Annotated in this window: 13 protein-coding genes; 2 read left to right on the top strand and 11 right to left on the bottom strand. The window is 57.6% G+C overall.

Annotated elements, in window-relative coordinates:
• Positions 1-23 precede the first annotated feature (23 nt).
• From KI236_RS02500 to KI236_RS02485, 4 genes are read right to left on the bottom strand one after another with little or no spacing between them, the layout of a single operon-like run.
• Positions 24-917, bottom strand: coding sequence for a GerMN domain-containing protein (locus tag KI236_RS02500; protein WP_212819005.1), 894 nt, complete (start codon positions 915-917; stop codon positions 24-26).
• Positions 914-2317, bottom strand: coding sequence for a sensor histidine kinase (locus KI236_RS02495; protein WP_212819003.1), 1404 nt, complete (start codon positions 2315-2317; stop codon positions 914-916). The genes KI236_RS02500 and KI236_RS02495 overlap by 4 nt, the downstream gene beginning before the upstream one ends.
• On the bottom strand, positions 2295-2996 hold the full coding sequence (locus KI236_RS02490; RefSeq protein ID WP_212819001.1) for a response regulator transcription factor: 702 nt from the start codon (positions 2994-2996) through the stop codon (positions 2295-2297). Before KI236_RS02490 ends, KI236_RS02495 begins: the two co-directional genes overlap by 23 nt.
• On the bottom strand, positions 2993-3352 hold the full coding sequence (locus tag KI236_RS02485) for a ComEA family DNA-binding protein (protein ID WP_212818999.1): 360 nt from the start codon (positions 3350-3352) through the stop codon (positions 2993-2995). Before KI236_RS02485 ends, KI236_RS02490 begins: the two co-directional genes overlap by 4 nt.
• A gap of 97 nt (positions 3353-3449) precedes the next feature.
• Between KI236_RS02485 and KI236_RS02480 the strand changes: the two genes are divergently transcribed.
• Positions 3450-4811: a D-alanyl-D-alanine carboxypeptidase family protein gene (locus tag KI236_RS02480; protein ID WP_212818997.1), complete on the top strand. Its 1362-nt coding sequence runs from the start codon at positions 3450-3452 to the stop codon at positions 4809-4811.
• Between the two features lie 60 nt (positions 4812-4871).
• Entirely contained in the window at positions 4872-5552 is a 681-nt protein-coding gene (locus tag KI236_RS02475; RefSeq protein WP_212818995.1) for an RluA family pseudouridine synthase, read from the top strand.
• Positions 5553-5673: 121 nt separating this feature from the next.
• Here the strand turns inward: KI236_RS02475 and KI236_RS02470 are convergent, their stop codons facing one another.
• The 7 genes from KI236_RS02470 to KI236_RS02440 all read right to left on the bottom strand — a co-directional run bounded on the left by KI236_RS02470 (position 5674) and on the right by KI236_RS02440 (position 11956).
• On the bottom strand, positions 5674-6192 hold the full coding sequence (locus KI236_RS02470) for a hypothetical protein (protein ID WP_212818993.1): 519 nt from the start codon (positions 6190-6192) through the stop codon (positions 5674-5676).
• Positions 6193-6206: 14 nt separating this feature from the next.
• Positions 6207-6647, bottom strand: a complete 441-nt coding sequence (locus KI236_RS02465; protein ID WP_212820596.1) for a cell wall hydrolase — start codon at positions 6645-6647, stop codon at positions 6207-6209.
• Between the two features lie 113 nt (positions 6648-6760).
• Positions 6761-7018, bottom strand: a complete 258-nt coding sequence (locus tag KI236_RS02460) for a TIGR03905 family TSCPD domain-containing protein (RefSeq protein WP_212818991.1) — start codon at positions 7016-7018, stop codon at positions 6761-6763.
• 109 nt (positions 7019-7127) lie between these two features.
• Positions 7128-7604 carry a COG2426 family protein gene (locus KI236_RS02455; RefSeq protein WP_212818989.1) on the bottom strand — a complete coding sequence of 159 codons (477 nt, stop codon included), beginning with the start codon at positions 7602-7604 and terminating at the stop codon, positions 7128-7130.
• Between the two features lie 71 nt (positions 7605-7675).
• Positions 7676-9421: a Na/Pi cotransporter family protein gene (locus tag KI236_RS02450; protein ID WP_212818987.1), complete on the bottom strand. Its 1746-nt coding sequence runs from the start codon at positions 9419-9421 to the stop codon at positions 7676-7678.
• A gap of 238 nt (positions 9422-9659) precedes the next feature.
• Positions 9660-11285 carry a sensor histidine kinase gene (locus KI236_RS02445; RefSeq protein WP_212818984.1) on the bottom strand — a complete coding sequence of 542 codons (1626 nt, stop codon included), beginning with the start codon at positions 11283-11285 and terminating at the stop codon, positions 9660-9662.
• Entirely contained in the window at positions 11282-11956 is a 675-nt protein-coding gene (locus tag KI236_RS02440) for a response regulator transcription factor (RefSeq protein WP_212818981.1), read from the bottom strand. The genes KI236_RS02445 and KI236_RS02440 overlap by 4 nt, the downstream gene beginning before the upstream one ends.
• Between the last annotated feature and the right edge of the window lie 173 nt (positions 11957-12129).

The following is a 12129-nucleotide window of genomic DNA, read 5'->3' as shown; positions in this document are numbered from 1 at the left end:
TCTCCCTTTTTCTTCTATTTCCCTCAAGGCCGAATCGGATTCTCAATATCCACCACACCCAGCCTCGTTCGGTACGCGCCATTCACCATGAATTGCACCCGTTCCACACCCTTCAGGCTGCACAGAGACTTCACCAGTCCTTCCACCAGCATACCCTGGTCCACGGTGCTTTCACATAGGGCCCGGTAATCCGTAAGGGAAAAATTCAGGCAGCAAATGTCCCCATCCATCCATACTCCGGCGATGTGGATACCCTCCGGCACCAGGGCGTACAGGCCCTCCGTGTTGGGCCCCTCCGTCAGTGCCTCCAGCACCCGCTGGCAGTGGTTCTCGCCCTCATAAATGAGCAGCTCTCGTTTCTCTGGCTGCAATTCGCCCGTGCTGTCCGGAAAATACAGTACCACCGGCACCGCCTTCACCACATCCTCCGAGCTGGTGAGCAGCACATCTCCCGTGCTCAGAGCGTCATCCTGTCCAGAGAGGCTCTCCCCATCTATCAAAATGTGAATCCGTCGCACCCCGGGGATCTGGGAGGCCGAGAGTGTGATACAGTAGTTGGCCACCGTCAGGTCAAAGCCCGACAGCCGCCCGTAATTCGACGAAAAATTCACCACTGCCTCCCCGCCGGAGACCTTGCAGTTTAACAGCTTTGTCCCTTGTGGAATAGGCGATGTAAAGTCTAACACCTTGTCATTATTCAGCAGCAGCTCTATCACCTTTTCCACCTGCTCCGCCGTGTCCTTGCTGTCCTCCTTTGACCAGTCCACCGCCTGGGAATGCAGCACATCCCCGCCGGCCTCGAACTCCGACGCCGGATAAAACAGCCGAAGCTGAAATGTCTCCTGCCCTTCCTTGGCGCACCCCGTCAGCAGCAGTGCCAGCAGAATGCAGGCGCAAAGCAGTCCTTTTTTTCTCATGCCGTCACCCCGCTTACCTTCTTAAAGCGCACCGTAAAGACCGTGCCGCCGCCCTCCCGGGCCGCAACGGTAATTTGGCCGTCCCGTCTGTGTACGGTGTCTCCCACAATACTAAGGCCCAGGCCCGTACCGCCGACCTCCCGGGACCGGGCCTTGTCCACCCGGTAAAACCGCTCGAAAATATGGCTCATATCCTCTTCCGGAATGCCCATGCCGTTATCCGCCACGGTCATCACCACCTGTCCACCGTCCACGCACACCTCCGTGTGGACAAAGCCCCCCGGAGCCGTATATTTTACGGCGTTTTCCATAAGATTGTAGAGAATTTGATGGATCTCCCCCTCCGTTGCCAGGACGATGGCCGCCGGATCCGCCTGCCAGGAGAGGTCGATGTTCCGCTCCTGGGCCACAGGCCGCAGCATCCGCACAGCCCGCTCCAGCACCGGGCCCACAGCTACCTTCACCGCTGGCTCCATAGCGCCGCTGTCCAGCCTCGTCAGGCGCAGCAGGTCCTCGGTAATGCGCTCTAAGCGGGCCGCCTCGTCTCCGATATCCGCCACGAATTCCCGGGTTGTCTCGAGATCGATGTTCTCCGTCTGTAGGATGGAATCCGTCAGCAGCTTGATGCCCGCCAGGGGCGTTTTCATCTCGTGGGAGGCATCGGACACAAAGCGCCGCCGGGCCTCCTCCGTTGTCTGGAGCCGTCCGGTCAGGCTGTTGAATTCCGCCGCGATCTGAGCAATCTCGTCCGAGCCCTTCATCACCGCCCGGTGGCTGTACGAGCCCTCCCGCACCTTGGCGATGGCCTGCAAAAGCTGGCTGATACGCCGGGTAAACATCCGCGACAGCAGTACACTGATGCCGATAACCGCCACCGCCACTACCGCGGAAATGGTCATAATATTCTTCTGCAGGTCCTTCAGCAGCGTCCCCTGCTGCGCGTCATACTGATAGGCGTATACCACCCCGATGATCTGACTCCGATACACTACCGGAGCCGCTCCCCGGCTCAAAAAAGCCTCTCCGTCAAAGGTACAGTAAAAGGCATCGTTCCCCTCCAGTGCCTGGGCGATCTCCGTGTAAAAGGCATACTGCCCCCGGGCGTTCTCCTGCTGCCGGGTGTCATAAAGCACCCGCCCGGCGGTGTCCGTGACCATCACCCGGCTGACGCCGGTCTCCTCCAGGCCGGACAGAGCCTTTTCCACATTTCCCTCCGTCAGGCCGGAGAGCCCCGACAGGGCAGACTCCATAACCTTCACGCAGCTGCTCACCGTGGATTCCTTGGACCGAAATACCAGGTTCTGCGACTCGATAAGCGGATAAGTGTTCAAAATCGCCAGCACGATAACAATAATGGAGAGATAGCTCAGGCCGATCTTAAACTGCAGACTGCTCTTCATCTTGAAAATAGTACCCCACTCCCCACTTGGTCAGAATGTACTTAGGCTGAGCCGGGTCCGGCTCCAGCTTTTCCCGCAGCCGCCGGATGTGTACATCCACGGTGCGGTAATCTCCTGCGTAGGTGTAGCCCCACACCCGGTCCATGAGCTTTTCCCGGCTGAATACATGCCGAGGATTCTTCATCAGCACCTCCAAAAGCTCATATTCCTTGGCCGTCAGGTCTACGACCCGTCCTTCCCGCAGCGCCACCCGCTGGCTCATATCCAGGGTAAATCCCCGACACTCCAAGAGACTGCTTTCCTTCTGCTGCCGTCGGCTGCCGGAGGCCCGGCGCAGTAGGGCCCGGATCCGTGCCTTCAGCTCCAGAATGTTAAAGGGCTTGGTTACATAGTCGTCCGCCCCGCAGGCAAAGCCCATGATCTTGTCGCTGTCCTCGCTTTTTGCGGTAAGCATGATAATGGGCACATCGGAAAAGGTGCGTATCTCCATGCACGCCTCGCTGCCGGACTTCTCGGGCATCATCCAGTCAAGGATAATGAGGTCAAAGTCCCCCCGCCGCGCCAGCTCCACCGCCGTCGCACCGTCATAGGCCGCCTCCACCTCATAGCCCTCGTTCTGCAGGTTAAAGGTAATGCCCTTTACAAGCAGCTTCTCGTCGTCAACCACCAGTATCTTCATTGCTCGTCCTCCACGCAAACCAAAAATCGAATGTTCTCTATCAGGCTGGGCCCGATGCCCTTCACATTGTCCAGCTCCTCAACAGACTGAAACGGCCCATGCTCCTCCCGGTATTCCACGATTCGCTCCGCCAGAGTAGGGCCAATGCCCTCTACTCCGATAAGCTCCTCCACCGTAGCGGTGTTCACATTCACCGCTGTGATGGTCTCCTCCTGCCCGGCATTTTTCTGCGTGGTGACCTGCCAGGCCCCGTCCCCGGTGCGTCCGGCCCGGTAAAGGAGCATCCCCACCGCAAAAAGCACCGCCAGTGCCAGAACGGCTATTTCCGTTTTTGTCAGATGAATTCCGTGTTTCACTGTTGACTACACCCTTATTTTTGCTTATAATTGATTCGGTTCACATAATTATTTTGTGTTCTACTTTGTATTATAGCATAACTGGAGAGGAACGACCATGAAAATTCGCCGATTTTTATCTGTTTTTTTGCTTTCCGTCTTACTGACGGCGCTTTTTTTAGTGCCCCAGGCAGCCGCACTGGACAGTCCCGTTTTGGATGCCAAGTGCGCCCTGCTGATGGATGAGACCGCCGGGCGTATGCTCTATGGTCATAATGAAAAGGAAAAGGCCTATCCTGCCAGCATCACCAAGGTCATGACGGCCCTGCTGACCCTGGAGGCCGTAGACCGGGGTGATCTGTCCCTCTCCCAGCCCATCACCGCCTCCCACCTGGCTGTCACCAGTATCGACGAGGACAGCAGCACCGCCGGCATTGAGGCCGGCGAGGTGCTCACGGTAGAGCAGCTGCTCAACTGCCTGCTGATCGTCTCCGCCAACGAGGCCGCCAATGTTCTGGCCGAGGCCGTGTCCGGCTCTATTGCCGACTTTGTGGCGCTGATGAACCAGCGCGCCGGTGAGCTGGGCTGCGAGGGAACCCACTTTGCCAATACCAACGGTCTCCACGACCCCCAGCACTACACCACCGCCTGGGACATTTATCTTATCGCCCGGGAGGCCATGAAGCACGACCTGTTTATGACTATCTGCGGCAGCAAGTCCTATGATGTCCCCGCCACCAATATGTCCGATGTCCGGGAGCTGCACTCCACCAACGCCCTTATTTCCAACTGGCGCACCCTGGGCTATATCTACGATTATGCCGACGGCCTCAAGACCGGCTATACCGATGAAGCGGGCCGCTGCCTCCTGGCCAGTGCCATCAAGGACGGCCGCCGCCTCATCTCCGTGGTTTTGGGCTGCACTACCAAGGAAGTAAACGGCGAGACCCGGCTTATGAACTTTGTAGACTCCGCCACCCTGCTGGACTGGGGCTATAACAATTTCACCGTCCAGACCGTTTTCACCAAGGATGACCTTATTCAGGAAATTCCCGTGCTTTTGAGCAAGGAGACCAATGCCGTCCTGGTCCACACCGCCGAGGATGTGAATATTCTGCTGCCCAACGATGTTACAACGGATATGCTGGAGCGCAAGGTCACGGTGTACGGTGACACAGCCTTTGCCCCCATTGAAGCGGGCCAAGAGCTGGGGGAAATGACCCTGTCCTACGACGGCTATGATTATGCCACCGTCAAGCTCCTGGCCGCCGACAGCGTCAGTGTCAACCGTTTTCTCCAGGGCAAATACCTCCTCTCTCAGTTCTTCTCCAAGCCCCTGGTGAAGATCCTCACCGTGGTGGTGATCCTGCTGGTGCTGGCCGTGGTGGTCTGGGTGCGTATGCTGCGCCCCAAGAGCCGTTACGGTTCCCGCGGCAGACGCAATCGCGGCACCCGCAATTATCGCGGCAGACGCAGATAACAATTCCCCAAGGCAGGCGCCGAAGCGTCTGCCTTTTTTCGGTAAGAGAAAGGATATCCCATGCCCCACAATGATTTAACTGTACTTTATGAGGACCGCTCCCTGGTCCTGTGTGTAAAGCCCGTTGGCGTCTTGTCCGAGGACAGCGACAGCGCCGCCTCCATGCCCGCCCTTCTGCGGGCGCATTATCGGTCCCTCCATCAGCCGGACTATATCGCCACCGTCCACCGCCTGGATAAGATCACCGGCGGTCTCATGCTCTTCTCCCGCAGCAAGGCCGCCACCGGTAAGCTCATCGCCGCCGTGGCGGAGCACCGGGTGGAAAAGGAATACCTGGCCGTTCTCCGGGGGCATCCGGATGCCCCCCGGGGAGAGCTGACGGATCTGCTGTTCCGGGACGCCGCCAAAAATAAAAGCTATGTGGTAAAGCGGATGCGCAAGGGTGTCCGGGAAGCGAAGCTCTCCTACCGGGTCTTAGCCGAAACGGAGGACTTGTCACTGGTCCGCATCCGCCTCCACACCGGTCGTACCCACCAGATACGGGTGCAGTTTTCCTCCCGGGGTCTGCCCCTGCTGGGCGACATCCGCTACGGCAGCAAGGACCCCCATTGCACCGCCGCCCTCTGGTCCTATCGTCTGGCCCTGACCCATCCCCTCACCCATAAAGAAATCGATATTACCCAGCCCCCTCCCCATCAATACCCCTGGACCCTCTTCACCGCCCCCGAATTGGAAAACTGATCTTCCTCTGCCTAATAACGCTCGCACTTCCTGCAGCTAAAAAAGCACTTCCCCAGGCGGCTGCCCGGGGAAGTGCTTTTTCAAAATCCGCACAAACATTTCGTCGGTTTTTATACCGGTCTTACCACCCCTGAAATGCATCCCTGCGCCGATAGCCCGGCCTGCAGGGAGACTGGTCCTCGTGAAACTCCACAAACTTCAGCGAATAAATGTCTCCGCTGACAAACCGATTCTGGTCCGGCTGATAGATGACCAAATAGTCATTCCCCACGCTGGCCAAAATCCCCTCACATTGGACAGCCTGCTGGGTACCCATGAGGAAGCTGGCCACCACATAGTAGCCCAAATTCCGCGCCAGCAGCCCCCGCACGGAGCTGTTGGTCACCGCCCGGCTGCCGGCCGGTCCCTCAATGGTCTCCGTGTCTCCCTGCCGCAGCATTATGTGGTCGGGGCGCTGGGGGATCAGGGAGACGCTTCCGCTGCCAGTCCCTGTGGGCATCCCGGTCTCTGCACCCTCATTTTGCCCGGTGCGTGGGCCCATCATCCCGCTCCCGTCGGGCGAGTCGGGACTCATACCCGCCATGCCGCCGGACAGTCCGCCCATATCTTCTGCCTGTGGCTCCGTATGTATTTGCAGCATCCGTCACACCTCACTCAAGTTTCATAATATGCGTCCGTGGGAACATAAAAGCAGTGTCCGCCGATCTGCTCCACGAACTGCCCCACCCGGGAGGGAAAATAGCTTCGGCAGGGTCTGTCGTAAGGGCTGTAAAACCACAGCGCATCCCCCACCACCGGCAGGCGATTTCCGGCCATAGCCCAGTCGGCAATATCATAGTTTTCCTGGGTAGGGCGCATATTGTAAATGTTCTGCGGATTGTACACACCCCCCACCGTCTCCGCCAGGCAGGTGAACTGCCCCGGCTGGAACACGATGTTTTGCAGGCTCCCCTGCCCCACACGCTGGTATTCGCCACCCAGGACATTCACCCGATTCATCACCACCCCGGCCACTGCCTTCATTCCGATTTCTCCCTCGCCTCCCGCCTCACACTGGATCAGACGGGCCAGAAGCTCTCGCTCATCATAGGCCATTGCTGTCACGCTCCCATCGCCCTCCATTCTATGCCTCCGGAATATAAAGGGTGAAGCGGGCGCAAAAAAGTCACAGGACAAAATCCTGTGACTCTTAGTGCTTTGCTTTGCAATTATTGATTCTCCCGGGCCAGTGCCTGTTCCAAGGCAATCGACAGCTGATCCGGGCAGGAGCTGGGCTTGCCGCCGCAGCGAATCCCCTTCATTTTTTCGATGGCTTCCGTGGCGGGCATCCCAATGACCAGCCGAGAAATACCCTGCAGGTTCCCGTTGCAGCCGCCCTCAACCCTCACATCACGGATGATGCCGTGATCCAGCTCCACGGTCATTCTCTGGGAGCATACGCCCCGAGGCTGATAGGTATAGGTCATAGTTCTGTCCTCCCGTTTCACAAAAAATATATGTCAGCACCCAGCCGAAAAGTCTCGCAGCCTTGGCCGCCCGCAGGCGCCAAAAAATCAGCAGATTTTTCGCCGGTTTTTACGCCCCCGCCGTAAAAATACCTACGCCCAGCAGGGACAGGCCTCCCATAATAAGGCCCGCCAGCAACACGCCGCCCATGCAGGCCAGCACGCTTTTCTTAAATCCCATGTCCAGGATGCTGGCCGCCAGGGTACCCGTCCATGCACCGGTACCGGGCAGCGGAATGCCCACAAACAGCAGCAGTGCCCAAAACAGACCCCGTCCCGCTTTTTGCTGGAGCTTTTGTCCGCCCTTTTCCCCCTTTTGCAGGCACCAGGTAAAGAACTTGCCGATATATTTTTTGTCGCAGCCCCACACCAGTACCTTCCGTGCAAAGAAATAGATAATGGGCACCGGCAGCATATTCCCCACAATGGCGATGCAGTAGGTCTGCCAAAGAGGCAGACCGAAGGCCACTCCGTAGGGAATAGCGCCCCGCAGCTCGATAAGTGGTACCATGGATACGCCAAAAACGATCAAACAATGCTTCAGCATGAAAATCCTCCGTGCGGTCTATCCGTAGAGTCTTTTTCTATTATACATATTATTTCCGTTTTGGCAAGAGTTTAAGCCAAGGCATATTTTCGAGCATAATAGTCGTACCGCTGGCGGTACTCATCGCTGCCGCTGCGCACGCCGTCCAGATATCCGTGGATATCCATTCGGCTCTTCTGCATCTGCACCACACACCCGGCAATATTGGAGCAGTGGTCCGCCACCCGTTCCAGATCCGTCAGCAGGTCAGCCCACACGAACCCGGCCTCCATGCTGCATTTTCCCTCCTGCAAGCGCAGGATGTGCCGGGACCGAAGCTGCTCCTTCAGGGTGTCCACCACCTGCTCCAGAGGCTCCACCTCTTTGGCCGAGGAGAGGTCTCCGTGGATAAACGCCGTCAGCGCCAGATCCATAATTTCACTCACCGCGCCAAAGAGCTTGTGCATCTCGTCCATAGCCGCATCGGAAAAGGTGATCCCCTTCCCACGCAGCTCCTCCGTTGCCTCCAGTACATTCACTGCGTGGTCGCTGATGCGCTCAAAGTCTCCGATCATATGCAGCAGCTCTGCCGCCTCCACCCGGTCCTGATCGCTGAGGGGGCAGCCGGACAGCTTCACAAGATAGGTCCCCAGCTCGTCCTCGTATTTGTCGGCGCTCTGTTCATCCTCCCGGATGCTCTCGGCCCGCTTCTCGTCATGACCGTCCAGCTCCCGCATGGCGTTGCGGGTGGCCTTCACGGCAATGCGCCCCATGTTCATGGTCACCTCATGGCACCGCTCCATAGCCACAGCCGGGGTAGCCATGAGCCGCTCGTCCAGAGCCGGCACGCTGTCTCCTCCCTCCTTGTTGGGGATAATGCGGCAGGCCAGCTTCTCCAGCAGCCCCGTCATAGGCAGCATCAGCGCCGTGCAGAGAACGTTAAACACCGAGTGAACAACGGCAATACCCACCTGGTCGATATTTCCGTTCAGCATAGGAATATTTACCAGTGCCCGCACTACCTCAAAAACCGTCAGCCACACAACCGTACCGATGATGTTGAAGCTCAGATGTACCACCGCCGCCCGCCGCGCATTGCGGTTGGTGCCGATGGACGAGAGCATAGCCGTAACGCAGGTGCCGATGTTCTGCCCCATGATGATGGGGATTGCCGCGCCGAAGGTAATCTGTCCCGTAGACGATACCGCCTGCAAGATACCCACAGACGCCGAGGAGGACTGGATAATGGCCGTAAGCACCGCGCCGGCCACCACGCCCAGAACCGGATTGGTGAACACCAGCAGCAGCTCCCGGAATCCCTCCATGTCCTTCAGGCCAGCCACCGCTCCGCTCATGGTGTCCATGCCAAACATCAGCGTAGCAAAGCCTAAAAGGATAAGGCCCGTGTCCTTCTTTTTGCCGTTTTTGCTCATCATGTAAAAGGCCACGCCGACCAGGGCCATAATCGGCGTAAAGGAGCTGGGCATGAGCAGTTTCATAAAGAAATTGTCGCTCTGGATGCCCGTCAGGCTCAAGATCCACGCCGTCACGGTGGTACCCACATTCGCGCCCATAATGACATGGATAGCCTGGTGCAGAGTCATAAGCCCCGAGTTCACGAAGCCCACCACCATCACCGTAGTGGCCGACGACGACTGAATCACCGCCGTAATGCCCAGGCCCGTCAAGAATCCGCCCAGCCTGCTGCCTGTGAGCTTTCCCAGCAGGGTCTTCAGCCCGCTGCCTGCCCGCTTTTCCAGAGCATCCCCCATCAGATTCATGCCGAACAAAAACAGGCTCAGCCCACCGATGAGGGTCAACACATCAAAAAATGTCATCACTTTCTCTCCTCTTGCTATTATAATGTAATATCTTTGTCCATTTTTATCGTATCCGACGAATCTTAAATCCGAAACCGCAGAAATGTTAAATCCATATTAAACTGTGAAAAAACATTAAAATAGAGACCTCCCAACCGGAAGGTCTCCTTAAAAATCCATTAAATTAAGACTGTCGATAAAGTAGCCGGATTTGCAATAACGGTAAGGAAGGGTGTCCCCCACCGTTTAAATTGTTTTATTGTTCGGGGAAAGTCACCGTAATAGTGGTTCCCGCTCCCGGTTGACTTTGCAGGTCGATCTGCGCTCCGTGAAGGGCCGCTGCGTGCTTCACGATGGACAGCCCCAGCCCCGTGCCGCCAATGGCCCGGCTGTGGCTCTTATCCACCCGGTAAAACCGTTCAAACACCCGGCTCTGGTGATCGTACGGAATGCCGATGCCCGTGTCCGCCACACAAATGCGGCATCCTCGGCCGCAGCCCTCCACCCGCACGCTTACGCTCCCGCCGGTTCGATTGTATTTAATGGCATTGTCGCAGAGGTTATAGACCATCTCATGCAGCACCTGGCGCACACCGTGGACCGTTTTCTCCACACCCTCCAGGTGCAGCATCACCTTCTGTTTCCGGGCCACCTGTTCCAGGCTCTGCAGCACGGAAGTGCATAGGCTGTAAAGCTCTACCTCTTCCCACTCCATGCCCTCTCCGCCCTCGTCCAGGCGCGACAGGTCAATGATGTCCTCCACCAGGCTTGTCAGCCTTGCGCACTCCCGGCAGATATCGCTGCTAAACTCCTTCACCTTTTCCGGCGGTACCAATCCCTGACTCATCAGCTCCGCAAAGCCGGAGATGGATGTTAAGGGCGTTTTCAGCTCGTGAGACACATTGGCAGAAAATTCTCTGCGCAGCTTTTCCCGCTGCTCCCGCTCCGTTACATCCATAGTCAGTACCACCGCGCCGGTGACCTGACCCGAGGCCAGTACGGGGCTGGCCATGATGGATAGAGTCCGCTCCCCCCGCTGCAAAAGTCGTTCACAACGCTGACCGGACAGGGCCTGCTGGGCTGCCTGACGAAGCTGCTGCTCCGGACAACGGGCGATGTTGTCCGCCTCCACCGGCATCAGCGTAGCCGCGCTGCGGTTTTCGGTGAGAATGTGCCCCCGCATATCCACCAATAAAAAACCCTCGCTCATATTCTCCGTCATGGCGGAAAACTCCCGCATCCGGCGGCTCAGCTCGTCCATCTGTTTGCCGATGGTCGCCTTCTGCTGTCGCAGACGCTGGGTCAGTGGCTGCAGCTCCGGATAAATGTCCTGGGGATCGTCCGTAGAGATCGCATTAATGGGCTTTGTGATTTGCTGGGCCAGGCGTACCGACAGCCCCGCCGCCAGCAGCAAAAGTCCCGCCACCGTAGCGATAATGGGCCCCGCCATGTTCAGCAGCATAGCCCCCAGGCTGCTTTGCACCCGGCTCAGCCGCAGCACCGTCCCGTTCTCCAGCCGCAGAGCGTAATATAGATTCTTTTGCAGCACGGTGCTGGAATAGTGGCTGCTCTGTCCCGTGCCGGACTTTATGGCCTGAGCCACCTCCTGGCGATCCAGATGGTTGTCCATATCCGATGCGTTGGCCACACTGTCGTAAAGCACGGTTCCGTCGGTGTCAATGAGCGTGATGCGGTCCGCCGAGCGCAGCTTATCCGGTGCGATATACGCCATGCTTTGACTCAGCTGCTCCGCCTCCTGGGACAGGGACGCAAAGGACTGCTTTTCGTAGTACCCGTATAAAATACCCGAAAACAGGCACGCCCCCGCTGCCAATACCAGCATTGCCAGGAAGAACAGGCTCCGCACGATTTTCCCGGTCATGCCCGGCCCCCGATCTTATAGCCCACGCCCCGGACGGTCTCAATCAGGTGTCCCGCCTCGCCCAGCTTCTGCCGCAGGGTCCGGATGTGTACATCCAGCGTCCGGTTTTCCCGATCCGCTTCCAAGCCCCATACCCGGTCCATGAGCATCTCCCGGGTCATCACCCGGCCCTGCTGCTGCAGGAGAAGCGATAAAATCTCAAACTCCTTGTAAGTCAGCAGCACATCCTGTCCGTTCACCTGCACCTGCCTGCGCTGGGGGCATACATAGAGCGGCCCCACCTGCCATTGCTGCTCCTGGGGCGTCTTTTCCGTCCGCCGCAGCACCGCCCGAACCCGGGCCAGCAGCTCCATCATGCCAAAGGGCTTGGAAACAAAGTCATCCGCCCCGCAGTCCAAACCCGTCACCCGGTCAAACTCTGTATTTTTAGCCGTCAGCATAATCACGGGAATCCCGTTCGTAGCCGAAGCTCCCCGCAGCTTTTTCAGCACGGAGAGCCCGTCCTCCTCCGGCAGCATCACATCCAGCAGCACCAGCTCCGGCAGCTTCCGGTTCACCGCGTGCCAAAACTCCGACGGCCGCTCGAACCCCGCCGCCTCATAGCCCTGGCTCTGCAAGGCATAGATCACCAATTTACGGATGCTGTCGTCATCCTCCAGCAGATAGACCACCGCTTTCACCTTCTTTCGACGCCATTATACCGCACTCTTGTAAAAATGAAAATCCATTTTATGTTAAATCCATATTAAATCATGGTATTTCCTCTAAATTTTTTTAACATTTCCCTTTGCTTTTTTCCTTTTGCCCGGCAAAAACCTATCGACAATAGCAAACAAATTCTGTA

This window comes from Vescimonas fastidiosa, assembly GCF_018326305.1.
In the GTDB taxonomy this organism is placed as follows: Bacteria; Bacillota; Clostridia; order Oscillospirales; family Oscillospiraceae; genus Vescimonas; species Vescimonas fastidiosa.
This window is presented reverse-complemented; position numbering and strand designations above follow the sequence as displayed.

Bases quoted from the DNA above. Each gene is read 5' to 3' on its own strand.
- KI236_RS02500 (WP_212819005.1), bottom strand. From the start codon at position 917: ATGAGAAAAAAAGGACTGCTTTGCGCCTGCATTCTGCTGGCACTGCTG.
- KI236_RS02495 (WP_212819003.1), bottom strand. From the start codon at position 2,317: ATGAAGAGCAGTCTGCAGTTTAAGATCGGCCTGAGCTATCTCTCCATT.
- KI236_RS02490 (WP_212819001.1), bottom strand. From the start codon at position 2,996: ATGAAGATACTGGTGGTTGACGACGAGAAGCTGCTTGTAAAGGGCATT.
- KI236_RS02480 (WP_212818997.1), top strand. From the start codon at position 3,450: ATGAAAATTCGCCGATTTTTATCTGTTTTTTTGCTTTCCGTCTTACTG.
- KI236_RS02475 (WP_212818995.1), top strand. From the start codon at position 4,872: ATGCCCCACAATGATTTAACTGTACTTTATGAGGACCGCTCCCTGGTC.
- KI236_RS02470 (WP_212818993.1), bottom strand. From the start codon at position 6,192: ATGCTGCAAATACATACGGAGCCACAGGCAGAAGATATGGGCGGACTG.
- KI236_RS02465 (WP_212820596.1), bottom strand. From the start codon at position 6,647: ATGGCCTATGATGAGCGAGAGCTTCTGGCCCGTCTGATCCAGTGTGAG.
- KI236_RS02460 (WP_212818991.1), bottom strand. From the start codon at position 7,018: ATGACCTATACCTATCAGCCTCGGGGCGTATGCTCCCAGAGAATGACC.
- KI236_RS02455 (WP_212818989.1), bottom strand. From the start codon at position 7,604: ATGCTGAAGCATTGTTTGATCGTTTTTGGCGTATCCATGGTACCACTT.
- KI236_RS02450 (WP_212818987.1), bottom strand. From the start codon at position 9,421: ATGACATTTTTTGATGTGTTGACCCTCATCGGTGGGCTGAGCCTGTTT.
- KI236_RS02445 (WP_212818984.1), bottom strand. From the start codon at position 11,285: ATGACCGGGAAAATCGTGCGGAGCCTGTTCTTCCTGGCAATGCTGGTA.